Consider the following 17,103-nt stretch of genomic DNA (forward strand, 5'->3'; position numbering starts at 1 on the left):
ATGGATAATGAAGCTTTAATAGATTCTTTTTCAGTTTTTAAAGATGAAAAAAACATAGATAGAGAAAGTCTAATGGCTATTTTAGAAGAATCTATACGATGTGTATTAAGAAAAAAATACGATTCTTCTAAAAATTATGATATTATTGTCAATCCAGATCAAGGAGATTTAGAAATATGGAGGAATCGTATAGTAGTTCAAGATGGAACTGTGAAAGATGTTAATAAGGAGATAGAATTATCTACAGCACGTAAAATAGAAATAGATTTTGAAATAGGAGAAGAAGTCACGGAAAAAGTGGAACTTAAATCCCTTGGAAGAAGAGCTATTTTATCTTTGAGACAAAACTTGCTTTCAAAAATAAATGAATACGACAATACTAATACCTATAAAAAATTCAAGAATAAAATTGGGGAAATTATTAATGTAGAAGTATATCATCTTTTACCTAAGCAAATTATTATGAGAGATGAAGAACAAAATGAAATGGTTTTGCCTAAACAAGAACAAATTCCAAACGATTTTTTTCGAAAAGGAGATCCTGTGAGAGCATTAGTAAAAAGAGTGGATTGGAAAGACAATAAACCTTTAGCCATTCTTACCAGAAAAGATGATTCTTTTCTAGAAGAACTTTTTAAATTAGAGATTCCAGAAGTATCTGAAGGTTTAATTACAGTAAAAAAAGTAGCACGTATTCCTGGAGAAAAAGCTAAAGTTTCCGTGGAATCCTATGATGATCGTATAGATCCAGTTGGAGCTTGTGTAGGGATGAAAGGATCTAGGATTCATCCTATTGTAAGAGAATTAAAAAACGAAAATATAGACGTTATCAATTACACTAATAATGTCCAATTATATATAACAAGAGCGCTAAATCCTGCTAAAGTTTCTATGATGGAAGTGAATGAAGAACATAAATATGTAAATGTATATGTAAAATTGGAAGAAATATCTAAAGCAATTGGAAGAGGTGGACAAAACATTCGATTAGCTAGTCAATTAACTGGATATAAGATACACATATTTAGAGATTTTCCTTATGAAGATGACGTGGAATTAACAGAATTTTCTGATGAGATAGAACCGGAAGTTCTCGAAAAATTTCACAAAGTTGGTTTAACTACTGCAAAATCTGTTTTAAATTACAGAAATCACGATCTAAGTAAACGTACAAATTTGGAAGAAAAAATTATAAATAAAGTGGTTTCAATTTTAAAAAAAGAATTTGAGGAGGAAATATATAATAATTAAATATATATATATGATTTTTTTTACCTAAATTTTTATTTCTTTTCTTATGACTGATAAAAATAATAAAATCAGATTAAAAACAGTATTAACTAAATTCAATATTTCTTTGCAGAGAGTCGTTAATTTTTTACAAAAAAAAGGAATTGAAATAGAAAATAACCCTAATGCAAAAATAGAAGAAAAAGTTTACAAATTTCTAGTTAGAGAATTTCAGACTTATAAAGAAATACGAGATGCTTCAGAAAAAGCTTTTTTACAAAAAAGAATAGAAAAGGAAAAAATAAAAGAAGAATTATTAAAATCAAAACATTCTCCTCAAATTATTCGTGCAAAATCAGAAAATTTAATTGAATTTAAAAAAATAGGAAAAATAAATATTGATACATTAGAAAATCCACATGAAACCAAAGAATATGCTAAAATTCAAGAAAAAAAAAAGGATAAAGAAATAAAGCCTTTTATAAAATCGATAAAAGAAAAAAATATCAAATATTTTGTAGATAAAAAAACAGAAAAATCTATTCAACATAAAGATAAACCTGAACACATAGATACTATTTACCAAAAACTAGATGGAGTCATGTTAACAGGAGATAGGATTGATTTATCTCAATTTGAAAAAAAAAGAACAAAACAAGAAAATAACACGAAAAAAAAACGCAAAAGAATTAAGAAAGAAATTGTTGTCGAGGATATAAAGAATACTTCTACGAAAAAAAAACAGGATAAAAATAGAAGAAATTCTTTTAAACATTCTTTCTATAAGAATACAGATCAAAATAAAAATAAGAAAAATTTTCAAAAATCAGGAATTTCAGATGAACAAATTGAAAAACAAATTAAAGAAACTCTAGAAAAACTTTCCTCAAAAGGAATAAAATCCAAAGCTTCAAAAATTAGAAAAGAAAAACGTCAATCTAAAAAAGAAAAAAGGATTCTACAAAGTGAAATAGAAAATAAAAAACAAGATAAAATTCTTAAAATAGCTGAATTTACAACCGTCAATGAATTAGCATCTATGATGAATGTCAATGCAACGGATGTGATTGTCTCCTGTATGTCTTTAGGTATTATGGTCACCATGAATCAACGATTGGATGCAGAGATTCTAACACTAGTGGCAGATGAATTTGGATATAATGTAGAATTTGTTGGTTTAGATTTAGAAGAAGCAGTACAAGATGATGAGGATTTAGAAGAAAATCTAAAACCAAGACCTCCTATTATTACTGTGATGGGACATGTGGATCATGGAAAAACTTCTTTATTAGATTATATTAGAAATACTAATGTAATTGCTGGAGAAGCTGGTGGAATTACTCAACATATAGCCGCTTATAGTGTAGAATGTCCTAATCATCAAAGTATTACTTTTTTAGATACTCCAGGTCATGAAGCTTTTACAGCAATGCGTGCAAGAGGAGCACAGATCACGGATATTGCTCTCATCGTCATTTCAGCGGATGATCAAGTAATGCCTCAAACAAAAGAAGCGATTAGTCATGCTCAAGCAGCAAATGTTCCTATTATATTTGTGATTAATAAAATAGATAAGATCAATTCAAAACCTGAAAAAATTCGAGAACAATTAGCTAATTTAAATTTATTAGTTGAAGAATGGGGAGGAAAATATCCTTCTCAAGAAATATCCGCAAAATTAGGAACAGGAGTGGATAAATTATTAGAAAAAGTTCTTTTAGTAGCTGAACTACTAGATTTAAAAGCCAATCCAAATAAGCCTGCTGTAGGTACAGTAATAGAAGCCTCTTTAGATAAAGGTAGAGGTTATGTAACAACTATGCTTTTACAAGGTGGAACCTTAAAATTGGGAGATTATGTATTAGCAGGAATCCATCATGGAAAAGTAAAAAGTATTTTAGATGAACGAGGAAAATCCATTTCATTAGCAGGGCCTTCTAAGCCGATTACCATACTTGGATTAAATGGAGTTCCTACCGCTGGAGATAAATTCAAAGTTTTTAAAGATGAAAAAGAAGCTAAACAGCTTGCTTCCAGAAGAGAACAATTACAAAGAGAACAAAACATACGAGCTCAAAAGCATTTGACTTTAGATGAAATAGGTAGACGTATAGCACTAGGAGATTTTAAAGAACTCAAAATAATTCTTAAGGGAGATGTAGATGGATCCGTTGAAGCTCTAGCTGATGCACTTCAAAAATTATCCATAAATACCATTATGGTAAATATTATATATAAAGGAGTTGGTCAAATAACAGAGTCTGATGTTTTATTAGCTAGTGCTTCTGATGCGATTATTATAGGATTTAATGTTCGTCCTAATCATGGAGCTAAAAATATAGCTAAAAAAGAGGATATAGAAATACGTACTTATTCAATTATATATGATGTGATCAATGATATAAAAGAAGCAATGGATGGAATGCTATCCCCTGAAATAAAAGAAAAAATATTAGGAAATGCAGAAATAAGAGAAATATTTAAAATTCCAAAAGCTGGGACGATAGCTGGATGTATGGTAGTAGAAGGAAAATTATTACGTCAAGCAAAAGTAAGATTAATTAGAGAAGGGATTGTCATTCATAATGGAGAATTTACTTCTTTGAAACGTTTTAAAGAAGATGTGAAAGAAGTTTCTAAAGGATATGAATGTGGATTTGGGATCAAAAATTACCATAATCTTAGACCTGGAGATCTTGTAGAAGCTTATGAAGAATTATCTACTAAAAATCACAAAAAGGATTGAAATGCACTATTACAGAACACATCATTGCGGAGAATTGTGTAAAAAGGATATTGGAAAAAGAGTAATTTTATCTGGATGGATTCAAAAAATAAGAAATTTAGGTTCTTTAATTTTTATAGATCTTAGAGATTTTTTTGGCATCATACAACTTATTTTTTCAAAAAAGTTCATCAAAAAAATAGAATTAAGAAAAGAATTCGTCATTAAAATCAGTGGAGAAGTAGTCAAAAGAAAATCTATAAATCAAAAGATCCCTACAGGGGAAATAGAAGTTTTAGTTTCTAAACTAGAAATATTGAATTCTTCTATTCCTCTTCCTTTTCTTATAGAAGATCAAACAGATGGAGATGAAGAAAATAGGATGAAATATAGATACCTTGATATTCGAAGAAATCCTATAAAAAATAATTTAATCCTTCGTCATAATATTTCTCTAGAAATACGAAATTTTCTTTCTAAAAAAGAATTTCTAGAAATAGAAACTCCTGTATTAATAAATCAAACTCCGGAAGGAGCCAGAAGTTTTGTTGTTCCGTCTAGGATACATTCCGGAATGTTTTACGCCTTACCTCAATCTCCTCAATTATTCAAACAATTATTGATGATAGGAGGTATAGATAAATATTTTCAAATAGCAAAATGTTTTCGAGATGAAGATGCTCGTTCAGATCGTCAAATAGAATTTACGCAAATAGATTGTGAGATGGCTTTTGTAGATGTTCATGACATTTTAATTTTTTTTGAAAATTTTATCCAACATCTATTTAAAAAAATAAAAAATATTGAATTAGAATCTTTTACATACATTTCTTATTCTGATTCCATGGATTTATACGGAACAGATTCTCCTGATTTGCGTTTTGGAATGAAATTTGTGAAACTCAATGATTGGGCACAAAAAAAAGGAATTGAATTTTTGAAAAAAAAGGAATTAACAATAGGAATAAACGTACAAAAATGTAGTCATTATACATGTAATCAAATTTATTCCATTATAGAAGGGATAAGAGAACCAAAAATAAATCCTGAAGAAATTTTTTGGATAAAATTCTTTACGGATAAGACAATTATTTCTTCAAAAGAATTATTAAGTCATGAAAATTTAATCCAACTCATAAAACGTTTTAAAGCCAAACCTGGTGATTTACTGTTTATCATTTTTGGAAAAAAAAGAAAAACAAGAACGAAACTAAGTAAATTACGTATAGAAATGGCTCATCATTTAAATTTAAAAAATCCTCAAGTCTTTAAACCTGTATGGATTACAGATTTACCGCTTTTAGAATGGGATGAAGAATCCAAACGATATAAATCATTCCATCATCCTTTTACTAGTCCAATAAAAGAGGATATTCATTTATTGAATAAGAAAAATCCAGGATATATTCGTTCTAAATCCTACGAATTGATCATTAATGGAATGGAAATTGGAGGAGGTTCTATACGTGTTCATGATAAAAAAATACAAGATGCAATCTTTAAACATTTAGGTTTTTCTATAAAAAACATAGAATCAGAATTTGGTTTTTTAACTAAAGCTTTTGAATATGGGGCTCCACCTCATGGGGGAATTGCTTTTGGATTAGATAGATTAATAGCTATTTTAGAAGGAAAAGAAAATATTAAAGATTTTATTGCCTTTCCAAAAAATAATTCTGGAATAGATACAATGGTAAACACTCCTTATTTTTTAAAAAAGGAAAAATTAAAAGAATTACGTTTATAAAATTTATCCCTTCGTGCAAAAATTTTTATACCTCAAATAAGATTCTTTATAAACAGAAATAGCTTCTTTTTGATTTTTCCAATCTCCAATTTTTACTTTCTTATTTTCTAGATCTTTATAAACGAGAAAAAAATGTTCAATTTCTTTTTTCACATGCAATGATATTTCATCAATGTTGTTAATTGTATTATAGTTTGGATCAGCAATAGGAACACAGATAATTTTTTCATCTTCGCCTTTTTCATCAGTCATAAAAAAAATCCCAATGGGTTTTACTGTAATTAAACAACCTGGTATTGTAGGTTCTGTTAAGAACACTAAGACATCTAATGGATCTCCATCTTTTGATAGGGTTTTTGGAATAAAACCATAATCTGTTGGATAACTCATAGGAGAATATAAAACTCTATCTAAACGAATTAGATTATTTTTCTTATCAAATTCATATTTATTTCTACTTCCTTTAGGAATTTCTATTAATACATCAAAACTTATTTTCATATTATGTTTGTATAACAATTAAATTTTTCTAAATATAAGGCTACTTTTTTAGCAAAACCTCCTCCCAAAACTCCATCGATGACTCTATGATCATAAGAATGAGATAAATAAATTTTATGTCTTATTCCAATAAAATCTCCCTCTGGAGTTTCTATGATAGATAATTTTTTTTGAATTAAACCTATTGCCATAATAGCCACTTGTGGTTGATAGATAATAGGAGTTCCAAATAGATTTCCAAAACTTCCAATATTACTGATTGTATAAGTCCCTCCTTGAGTTTCTTCAGGTTTTAATTGATTAGATCTAGCTCTTTTGATTAAATCATTAATAATTTTTATTAATCCTCCTAAACTATAGGAATCTGCATGTTTAATCACAGGAACAATCAAATTACCATTAGGTAATGCCGTAGCTAATCCTATATGAATATTTCTCTTTTTTATAATGTGAGTTCCATTAACAGAAATATTGATCATAGGAAGATCTTTTATAGCTTTCACTACACATTCTACAAAAACGGACATTAAAGTTAATTTTTCTCCTGTATTCTTCTGAAAAGAATCCTTGATTTTATCTCTCCATTTAACAATATTTGTCACGTCTGCTTCCACAAATGAAGTCACATGTGCAGATATGTTTTTACTTTCAATCATATGAGAAGCCGTAATCTTACGTATTCTATCCATTTCTACGATTTCCTCATGATTCTGACTGCTATAGGAAGATAAACATGCATAATTAGAAGATATGATTCTAGTTCTTTTCTTTAAATGAAGATATTTAAGGATGTCCTTTTTGGTTACACGATTTTTATATCCGGTACCTTCTATAGTATTTAATTCAGATAAACTAATTCCTTCTCTCTGAGCAATAGTACGTACAAGAGGAGAATAGAAACGTTTCCATGGATATTTTTTTTCTGCATAAACATCCTCTTCAGAAAATGTTTTGAATTTTTCTTCTGTTTCTAAAATCGCTATAGAACTTCCTATCTTTGCCACTTCATTTGCAGAAAACAATTTTTTTTTCAATATTCCATTTACAGGAGAAGAAATTTCAGAATCTACCTTATCCGTAGCAATCTCCACTAAAATATCTTCTTTTTTTATAGAATCTCCTTCTTTTTTTAACCAACGAATAATCGTAGCCTCAGCTATACTTTCCCCCATTTCTGGAAGGGTCAAATTATACTCGGCCATCTAAATATCTAAATTTATCGTTTTATATTATTTTTGTTAAATAAATAAACAAATCAAAAATAATAAATTCATTTTAAAAAATGAAAATTCTTTCATTAAATCAAATTAAAAAGATAGATCAATATTGTATTGATAACGAAGATATTTCTTCTATAGAATTAATGGAAAGAGCAGCAAAAAGTTGTTTTTATTGGATAAGGAATCATTTCCATACACTTCACAAAGTGATCGTTTTAGCAGGAAATGGAAAAAATGGAGGAGATGGTCTAGCATTGTCTAGAATGTTATCTCAACATGGAGTGGATATAAATGTATATATACTTGATATTTCTAATCATTTATCTCCAGAATTTGTTATAAATAAAAATAAGATATTCAAATATGGAATTGAATTGAAAGAAATTAAGGAAGGTGATCCATTTCCCTTTCTAAATAGAAATAGTATACTTATTGATGCTATTTTTGGAATAGGAATGAACCGTTCTATAAATAAATATTGGAAATCATTTTTTCATTTTATCAATGATAAAAAATTTACATCTGTTATTTCTATAGATATTCCTTCTGGAATTTTTATGGAAAAAAAACGAGAAGATTTGGAAGTTATTATTAGAGCTGATTATACATTAACTTTTCAAGTTCCAAAATTACCTCTTTTTTTTCCAGACTATGCGGATTATGTTGGAAAATGGGATTTATTGAATATTGGATGGAAAGAGAAATATACAAATAATATTCCTGTAAAAAACTTTTATTTAGATAAAAAATGTATCCGATCCATATATAAAAGAAGAAAAAAATTTTCCCATAAAGGAAATTTTGGTCATGGACTTCTTATTGGAGGACATTATGGAATGATTGGGTCTATGGTTCTTTCTGCAAAAGGAAGTTTTCGAATTGGAATAGGAAAATTAAGTGTATATATCCCACGTTGTGGATATCAAATTATCCAAACCATTATCCCGGAAGCAATAGTTCATACAGATTTAAGAGATGATTTTATCAGTCACATCCCTAACAATATTTCTTCTTTTAATGCTATAGGAATAGGAATGGGAATGGGAAAGAATCCTATAACCGCATATGCTTTAGAATCTTTTTTTCTTAAGAAAAAAAATTCTCCCCCCATGGTCATAGATGCCGATGCTATAAATATTCTATCCGATAAATTAAATATATTAAATTTTATTCCGAGAAATACTATTCTTACTCCACACCCCAAAGAATTTCATAGATTATATGGCCCATGGAAAAACGATTATCAAAAATTGGCTAATTTAAAAAAGTTAGCAAAAAAACATAATTTTTATCTTATATTAAAAGGAGCACATACAGTCATTGCTACTCCAAATGGAGACCTGTATTTTAATAGTACCGGAAATCCAGGAATGTCCACTGCAGGTAGTGGAGATGTTCTTACCGGAATAATTACAGGTTTATTGGCTCAAGGATACTCTCCAAAAGATTCTTGTCTTATGGGAGTCTATTTACATGGATTATCCGGAGATTTAGCTTCTATAGAATTAAATGAAGAATCTCTAATAGCTGGAGATCTTCTAAATTATATAGGAAAATCTTATCAAAAGATAAAAAGGTTATAGATTGATGTTATTCTTTATCCAGACTTCAAAATCAATGTCATAGAATAAGGTTATGATGAACGTAAAAATTTGTTGTATTTCAATTATTTTTCTATGAAAATTAATAATTCTCCCTTTTGATAACTTATCTCTATTGGGTTTTCTATAGCTTCATTTCTAATTCCTATTCGTTTACCTATTTTTAGTAATTCCTTATTGATTGGATATTTTAGACCATGAGTAAGGAGTCCTTCTACTTTTGGAAATGGAAAGAGAGATATCTTCTTATTTTTTTTCTGAAAAAAGACATGTCTTTTTTCAGAAAAAAAATAAGAATGGTAATCATCATGAAAAATTAAAGATAATTTTCTTTTATATTTCAAAGCTGTAGATAGATTTCCCAAAAAATGATCTTGTTCTTTTCCACTAGCTCCCCAAACATTCACATTCAAAAAACCTTGATGATGTATGATTTTCAAAGCTTTGTCAAAATCAGTAGAATTTTGATCATTCGTTTCAAAAAAATCTATTTCTAAAGGAATATCTTTTTTTAAAAGAGAGTCTAAATCTCCACTAAGAGAATCTATCTGTATTCCCATTTTTTTTAAATAGTAAAAAGCTCCATCCACCGCAAATATTTTTTTTTTAGAAAATAAATTTCTTTTGCAGAAAATCTCAGGCGGTTTTCCATTAAGAAATAATTCTACTTCTGGACCTGTAAAACGATGATTCATTTTTCTTTTTTATGGATTTTTAAAAAAAAATTTCCCAAATAAACTTTTTTTACTAAGGGATCTTGCATCAATTTTTTAGGAGGTCCATCTTTTAAAATTTTTCCTTCAAACATGAGATAAAGACGATCGGCTATTAGAAAAGTTTCTTGAACATTATGATCAGTCATTAATATCCCAATATTTTTTTTTTTTAAAGAAAGAATAATTTTTTGTAATTCTTCTATAGCTATAGGATCTATTCCAGAAAAAGGTTCATCTAAAAGAATAAATGTAGGATTTATAGCTAAACATCTAGCAATTTCAGTACGTCTACGTTCTCCCCCTGAGAGAAGACATCCATGTATTTTTCGGATATTCTGTAGTCCTAATTCTTCCAAAAGTTCTTCCGTTCTTATTTTTATTTCTTCATAGGAATTTTTTTGCATTTCTAATATGCATAAAATATTATCTTCTACAGATAATTTTCTAAAAATAGACGGTTCTTGTGCTAAATATCCAATTCCTTTTCTAGAGCGTTTATACATGGGATATCCAGTAATATTTTCTCCATTAAGAAATATTTTTCCTTGATCAGGTTGAATCATTCCTACAATCATATAAAAAGAAGTAGTTTTTCCAGCTCCATTTGGACCTATTATTCCTACTATTTCTCCACGATTTAAACAAATAGAGACGTCTTGAACTACATTTTTTTTTTTGTACTTTTTGTATAGATTTTGAGTTATCAAAGTCATAATTAATAATTGTTTTTTTTTTTTTAATCAGTTTGATTATTAAATTGCAAATTTAATTTATGATATGAGGAATATTTTTTTTAAGTTTAAGTTAAAGAAAGAATATTTTTTTATTTTTTCGATGTTGATAATTTTTTTTGTTTCTTCTTCTTCATTCACTTTGGAAAAAATAGGTGGAATAACAGCTGTCATAGGAGATGAAATCCTCTTAGATTCAGAAGTAAAACATTATTTAAATTCTAATAAAAAAATACTCCCTTGCAAAGGATTAGAAAATTTGATAATTCATAAATTAATACTTTATCATTCAAAAAAAGATCCGAGTTTACAAATAGATAATCAAGAAATACAATACAAAAAAGAAGAATTTTTAAAGGGATTTAATAGTGATTCTTCAAAAAATCTCTCTTTGGAAGAATTAACTGAAACAATTAAAAATAATCAGTATATAGAGAAGTTTTATCAAAAAATAAAGGAAAATATTGAGATCACTCCTGAAGAAGTAAAACATTTTTTCAATAAAGAAAAAGAAAAACTTCCTATTGTTCCTAAACAAATTTGTGTTTCTTATATAATTTTATCTCCAAAATTCAGTAAAGAACATCGAGAAAAAATTATGAATTTTTTGAAAAAAATAAAAAATGAAATACATTCTGATAAGGATTTTTCCACGAAAGCTATTTTATTATCAGAAGATTATTCTTCTGCATTCAAAGGAGGTCTCATTAATGGAATTAAGAAAAAAAATATATCAAAAGAATTCGAAAAGATAGTTTTTTCTTTAGAAGAAAAACAAATATCTGAACCTTTTGAAACAGATTTAGGTTTTCATTTAGTTAAATTAGAAAAAAAAAGAGGAGAAGAAATAGACATAAGACACATTTTAATCCAACCTAAATATACGGAAGAAGAATTACGAAGAGCTAAATCATTTGCATATGAAATTAAAAATCGTCTTATCAATCATGAAATTTCTTTTGAAACCATTTCAAATGAAAGACCTCTATTACATAATGAAATTGTGAATCATTCTGTATGGAAAAAAATTTGGGTTGAAGAAAATCAAATATCAAAAAATTTGAAAAAAACATTAAAAAATTTAAAAAATGGGGAAATTTCTAAACCTTATAAAGAAATTGTAAATGGAAAAGAATTTTTTTTCATAGTAAAATTATTAAAACGTAAACCTTCTCATCCTATTTCTTTTCAAGAAGATTATACTCAATTAAAAAATTTAGTCATGAATATAAAGCAAGAAGAAAAAATAAAAAATTGGATAAAAAACCAGTTAAAAAAAACTTATTTAAGAATAGAATATCCTTGTCCAATACAAGACAATAAAAAATAAGATTACTTATTGAATAAACCTGCATAATATCCATTTAATTGAATTAATTCTTTATGACTACCTTTTTCTACAAGAAAACCTTTGTTGATCACTAAAATTTTATCAGCATTTTCTAACGTCGAAAGACGATGAGTGATAATAATTGAAGTTTTATTTTTAGTTAAACTATCTGTAGCATGATAGATCAATTTTTCTAATTCTTTATTTAAAGATGCAGTGGCTTCATCTAAGATCAATATAGAATAAGGATGCATTTGTACTCTTAAAAAGGCAATCAATTGTTTTTCTCCAAGTGATAAAACTCCCCCTCTTTCTTTTACAATAGATTTATATCCGTGAGGTAAAGATGTAATAAAACTATGTATTCCTATTTTTTTTGCCATTTCTTCTATTTTTTTTACACTAATTGAAGAATCTCCTAAGGTAATATTATTGATAATCGAATCATTAAATAAAAAGGGATCCTGTGTGACTACTCTTATATGAGATCGTAGATTTTTTAGTTCAATATCTTGAATCAAATGTCCGTCAATTAAAATTTTTCCTTTTTTTAGATCGTATAATCTAGAAATTAAATGTGTTATGGTAGATTTTCCAGAACCTGTAGACCCCACTATAGCTATTTTTTCTCCAGGTTTTATTTCAAAAGAAATTCCTTTCAAAACTGTTTCTCCATCAATATAGGAAAAATAAACATTATTAAATACAATATGTCCTTTTAATTTTTTTATTCGAATGTTCCCCTTATTTACAATTATATCCTCCGAGTTTAATATGGAAAATATACGTTCTATACCAGCTATTCCTCTTTGTATAATGTTAAATCTATCTGCTATTTGCCGCATAGGACGAAAAAGAAGATAAATAAAAAAAATAAAAGCAATAATTTGTCCAGGTTTCACATTTTCACTTCCCATAGCATGAAATCCTCCATAAAATATGACAATACTTATTGTAACTGCAGATACAAATTCTACTATTGGAAAAAAAATAGAAAAATAAAAAATAGTTTTAAAATGTGCATTCATTAATCTATGATTGATAGATTTAAATTTTAAATATTCTTCTTTTTCTTTATGAAAAAGTTGGATAATAGACATCCCTATGATATTTTCTTGTAAAAAACTATTTAAACGTGAAGTTTGGACTCGTTCTTCATGAAAAGTTTTTTTCAATGTTTTTTGAAAAAAACGAGTAATAAAGTACATAAAGGGAATTGTTAAAAAAACTATGAAGGATAACTTTTTATGCACTGTATACATCATAATAATGATCATCATGATTCTTAAAACATCTCCAGATACAAGTAAGATTCCATCATTAAATATGACAGTAATAGTTTCTATGTCTGAAACAGAATAAGAAACCAATTTTCCAATTGGGGTTTTACTAAAAAAAGAATTATTGAAATGTAGTAATTTTTCAAACAATTGAATTCGAATTGTTTTGATAACATTTTGGGCGAGTATATTAGATAGATATAATAAAATAAAATGAAATATACTTTCTAAGAAAAGAAGTAAAACAATCCATATTAAAATATTTTTCAGTCCAAAGAAATCCTTATAAACTATATGAACGTCTATAGCTTTTTGTATCAATTTAGGACGATAAGCAGATATAAAAGATATTAATATAGAAATACCTACTGTAACTATTAATATAAGTTTATAATTTAAACTAATTTCTAAAAGTTTTTTTAAGGAAGATTTTTCTTTTTTTAAATTTTTTTTCATAGAAAAATGTCTTCTGGATAAATAATTTTAGTAATAAATAAACCACATGCAGGAACGGAAGGACTACTATAAGAATTAGAATCTTTTAACTCTATAATTTCTATAAATTGATTTATGCTAATTTTTCCTCTTCCTACATCAATTAGTGTTCCAATTATGGATCTAACCATATTTCTTAAAAAACGATTAGCTTCAATAGTAAAACAGAAATGAATCTTATTTCTCGACCAATCAGCATGATATATATCACATATATTATTTTTGTTATCCATTCCTTTCTTACAGAAAGAACTAAAATCTTTATATTTCATTAAAATTTGAGAAGCTAGATTCATTCTTTGAATATCTAATGGATAAAAACAATGCCAAGAAAAATCTTGAAAAAATGGATCTTTTTCACTTGTCAAATAATATTTGTAAGTACGACTTAACGCATGAAATCTGGCATGAATATGTTTTTTAACTGGAAAAATATTGGATACATAAATAGATTTAGGCAAAAAAAGATTTAATTTCTTAACAAAATTCCTACTTATCTTTTCTTCAAAATCAAAATGCGCAAACATTTGTTTTGCATGAACTCCTCTGTCTGTTCTTCCCGCTCCTACTATATTGATAGAAGTTTTGAATAATTTAGATAAACAATATTCCAATTGTCCTTCTACAGAATTTACTTCACTCTGAATTTGCCATCCATGGTATAATTTCCCATTATACGATAATTCAATAAAAAATCTCAATATTTTTTTTTAAGATTGTTCAAAGATTCTATAATAATAGAACATCCTTCTTGAATTTCTTTTTCTGTAATAGTTAACGGAGGGGAAATCCGCAAAGAACTACTATGAAATAAAAAACGAAATAGAATTAATCCTTTTTTTAAACAAGACTCTAATACTCTATGAGTATAATTTTTATTTCTCAATTCCAAAGATAAAAGAAGTCCTTTTCCGTGAATATTTTTGATTTGATCATGAACTAAATATTTTCTTATCCATTTTTCTTTTAAAAAAACATCTTCCATTATATTAGACTCAATAAGTTGATTGATTGTTGTTAAAGAAGCTGCTGCCGCTACCGGATTTCCTCCAAAAGTACTTAAATGACCCAAAGGAACATGATCAGAAAAAAATTTCATGATTTCATCAGAAGACATAAATCCACTTATAGGCATTCCTCCTCCCATTCCTTTTCCCATGATCAGAATATCTGGAACTATTCCATAATGTTCAAAGGCAAAAAGTTTTCCTGTTCTTCCAAATCCTGTTTGAATTTCATCTAATATCATTAAAACCTTTTTTTCTTCACATTTTTTTTTTACTTTTTTGAGAAAAGAATTTTTAGGCAATATAACCCCAGAAGAACATTGGATTGTTTCTAGAATAACACAAGCTGTTTTTTCTGTAATGGAAGAGGATAATTCTTCTATTTTATTAAATGTAAAAAATTTAATTAGGGGAAGTAGAGGTCTGAAAGACCTTTTGTAGTTTTCATTCCCCATAATACTCATAGATCCATGAGTGCTTCCATGATAAGCCCATTTACAAGATATGATTTCTTCTCTTCCAGTATAAACCTTAGCTAATTTCAAAGCTCCTTCTACAGCTTCCGTTCCAGACGTGACTAAATAAGTTTTCTTAAGCGGATATGGAGTATTTTTTGCTAGACTTTTACAAAGTTGTACACAAGGTTCCTGTATGAATTCCCCATATACCATAGTATGTAAATATTTTTCTAGTTGTTCTTTTATGGCTTCTTTTATTTTTTTATTTCCATGTCCGAAGGTATTGACAGAAACCCCTGCAACAAAATCTAAATATTTTTTACCATCTTTTCCGTAAATATAATGACCATCTGCATAATCTACACTAATTTTCATAGGATTAGAAACTACTTGAGTCTGATATTGCATAAAATCATTTTCTAATTCTTTCATAAGAATTTAATTGTATTTTATTATTTTTTTGATTTCTTTTTTTTCCAATAAACTTTCTTTTCGATATTTTTCCATTTTTTTATGGATAAAATCTTTTTCATTTTTAGGTTTTTCTTTTTCTTTCCAGGAAAAGTTAGGAAGAAAAAAAAGCCCCTCGTCATTGATCTTCTGCAAAAAAAAGAGTTCTGAATTAACATTATTTATGCAGGAAATTTTTTTTATTTTTTTTCCTTTTTCTAAATACACGTAAATCATCCCACAAGAAGATTTATTAATGATTTTCTTCAGATTTCCCTTATCTTGAAAAAGATAAGGAAAAAAAATACTTTTTACATTTCCTTGAATCAAAATTTTTGATAAAATATTTTTTGAATGAAAAGTACCTATCATAACTTCTCCTTGTATTTGATTAAATTCATTTGAATTTATTTTTTTTATGTAGAAGGCATTTTTGAAAATTTTAAAAAAATCTAATAAAAAATCTTTTTTAAGATGAATAAATATAAAATCTCCAGAAAATTGTTGGTTATTTATCCAAAAAACGGGATTTCCATAAAAATGAATAGAATTATCTAATTTATTATATATTAAGTAGTCGCTTTTTCCTTGAATATTTTCATTCAGAAAAAAACCTTTAACAGAAAAAACTTTAATTAAGTATGCAGAATTATTTTTGAAGTATATTTTTATAGCATCAGAATAAAGAAAAATAGAATTATCTACAGATATTTTTATTACAGACACGGGATGGTCTTTTAAAGAAATTAATCCGGAAAAAAAATCAAAATATCCATGACCTCCTATTACATAGAATTTTTCTTTCTCTTCTAAAAAGACATTTTTGATAAATCCATATTTTTTCTTGTGATCGAAAAATAAATAATCTCCTGCTACAATTTTTCCATTGTAATGAATCCTACAATATTTTTTGGATAAAAAAATTTCTTCTTTGGATAAAAAAGATCCTTCTTTTGTATAGATGAAATTATTTTTATTATTATTTTCTATTATAATAGTAGGACTAGGGAAATTTATTTTATTTTTTTGGAATAGATATTCCATGGTATTGGAATATACTGTATATTTTTTACTAAGGATTAATTTTACTTCCAATTTTAGTTTCGCTTTTTTTTTTATAGGAAAAAAATCTCCTTCCTTACTATAAGAAGCTGAATCTTTATAAAAAACAAAACCGCCTTTTTTATAAGAAATTTTTTGAAGAGGCAGATTATATTCTAAAATATTGGTAGATAATTTTAATTCCTTGAAAAATAAAACAACGTTTTTGATAGCCTGAAAAATTTTTTTTCTAAAATTATAATTAATTGCATTTGCTGTTAGTTTTATATTTTCTTGAATTAAAACTACCCTTCCTAAAGCCTTCAGGTTATTGCTATTTCCATTATATTCTATTTCATGAGAAAATATTTTGTTTTTATCTGATTTTAATTGAACATTTCCATATCCGGAAAATAGATTACTTTTTTTGTAATAGATAGCTCTATCACAAAAGAGTTCATATCCATTATGTTGAAAATGAACACGCCCTATGAGAAAAAAAGCATTTTTATCGTTGTTTTCATTTCTTTGTATAAAATCTGCATGAATTAGTTTGATTTGTGTTTTTTTT

At 27.0% G+C, this 17,103-nt stretch carries 13 protein-coding genes; 5 read left to right on the top strand and 8 right to left on the bottom strand.

Annotated elements, in window-relative coordinates:
- The 3 genes from nusA to aspS are packed head-to-tail and all read left to right on the top strand — an operon-like array spanning position 1 to position 5,702.
- Complete coding sequence (gene nusA, locus H0H45_RS00005; protein WP_194295609.1) at positions 1 to 1,251, top strand: transcription termination factor NusA; 1,251 nt, start codon at positions 1 to 3, stop codon at positions 1,249 to 1,251.
- A gap of 46 nt (positions 1,252 to 1,297) precedes the next feature.
- Positions 1,298 to 3,976 carry a translation initiation factor IF-2 gene (gene infB, locus H0H45_RS00010; protein WP_185866593.1) on the top strand — a complete coding sequence of 893 codons (2,679 nt, stop codon included), beginning with the start codon at positions 1,298 to 1,300 and terminating at the stop codon, positions 3,974 to 3,976.
- Between the two features lies 1 nt (position 3,977).
- The gene (gene aspS / locus H0H45_RS00015) at positions 3,978 to 5,702 is read left to right on the top strand and encodes an aspartate--tRNA ligase (protein WP_185866594.1); all 1,725 of its coding nucleotides are present in this window, start codon (positions 3,978 to 3,980) and stop codon (positions 5,700 to 5,702) included.
- A gap of 3 nt (positions 5,703 to 5,705) precedes the next feature.
- Here aspS and H0H45_RS00020 read toward each other — a convergent pair whose 3' ends face one another.
- On the bottom strand, positions 5,706 to 6,203 hold the full coding sequence (locus H0H45_RS00020) for an inorganic diphosphatase (protein WP_185866595.1): 498 nt from the start codon (positions 6,201 to 6,203) through the stop codon (positions 5,706 to 5,708).
- Positions 6,200 to 7,405 carry a dihydrolipoamide acetyltransferase family protein gene (locus H0H45_RS00025; RefSeq protein ID WP_185866596.1) on the bottom strand — a complete coding sequence of 402 codons (1,206 nt, stop codon included), beginning with the start codon at positions 7,403 to 7,405 and terminating at the stop codon, positions 6,200 to 6,202. Before H0H45_RS00025 ends, H0H45_RS00020 begins: the two co-directional genes overlap by 4 nt.
- 80 nt (positions 7,406 to 7,485) lie before the next feature.
- Between H0H45_RS00025 and H0H45_RS00030 the strand changes: the two genes are divergently transcribed.
- Positions 7,486 to 9,006 (top strand): NAD(P)H-hydrate dehydratase, encoded by a 1,521-nt coding sequence (locus H0H45_RS00030; protein WP_185866597.1) that lies wholly within the window; start codon positions 7,486 to 7,488, stop codon positions 9,004 to 9,006.
- A gap of 83 nt (positions 9,007 to 9,089) precedes the next feature.
- Here H0H45_RS00030 and H0H45_RS00035 read toward each other — a convergent pair whose 3' ends face one another.
- On the bottom strand, positions 9,090 to 9,719 hold the full coding sequence (locus H0H45_RS00035) for a thiamine diphosphokinase (RefSeq protein WP_185866598.1): 630 nt from the start codon (positions 9,717 to 9,719) through the stop codon (positions 9,090 to 9,092).
- Entirely contained in the window at positions 9,716 to 10,453 is a 738-nt protein-coding gene (lptB, locus tag H0H45_RS00040; RefSeq protein ID WP_185866599.1) for an LPS export ABC transporter ATP-binding protein, read from the bottom strand. The genes H0H45_RS00035 and lptB overlap by 4 nt, the downstream gene beginning before the upstream one ends.
- 121 nt (positions 10,454 to 10,574) lie before the next feature.
- Here lptB and H0H45_RS00045 point away from each other — a divergent pair, with 121 nt between their 5' ends.
- On the top strand, positions 10,575 to 11,801 hold the full coding sequence (locus H0H45_RS00045; protein WP_238785219.1) for a peptidylprolyl isomerase: 1,227 nt from the start codon (positions 10,575 to 10,577) through the stop codon (positions 11,799 to 11,801).
- A gap of 2 nt (positions 11,802 to 11,803) precedes the next feature.
- Here the strand turns inward: H0H45_RS00045 and H0H45_RS00050 are convergent, their stop codons facing one another.
- From H0H45_RS00050 to H0H45_RS00065, 4 genes are all read right to left on the bottom strand, one after another.
- Entirely contained in the window at positions 11,804 to 13,537 is a 1,734-nt protein-coding gene (locus H0H45_RS00050) for an ABC transporter ATP-binding protein (RefSeq protein ID WP_185866601.1), read from the bottom strand.
- Entirely contained in the window at positions 13,534 to 14,277 is a 744-nt protein-coding gene (truA, locus tag H0H45_RS00055) for a tRNA pseudouridine(38-40) synthase TruA (protein ID WP_185866602.1), read from the bottom strand. Before truA ends, H0H45_RS00050 begins: the two co-directional genes overlap by 4 nt.
- Complete coding sequence (locus H0H45_RS00060; protein ID WP_185866603.1) at positions 14,274 to 15,473, bottom strand: aspartate aminotransferase family protein; 1,200 nt, start codon at positions 15,471 to 15,473, stop codon at positions 14,274 to 14,276. The genes truA and H0H45_RS00060 overlap by 4 nt, the downstream gene beginning before the upstream one ends.
- Before the next feature lie 6 nt (positions 15,474 to 15,479).
- A partial coding sequence (locus tag H0H45_RS00065; protein ID WP_185866604.1) for an OstA-like protein occupies positions 15,480 to 17,103 on the bottom strand: 1,624 nt, incomplete at its 5' end.

The organism is Blattabacterium cuenoti (genome assembly GCF_014252095.1).
Classification (GTDB): Bacteria; Bacteroidota; Bacteroidia; order Flavobacteriales; family Blattabacteriaceae; genus Blattabacterium; species Blattabacterium cuenoti_F.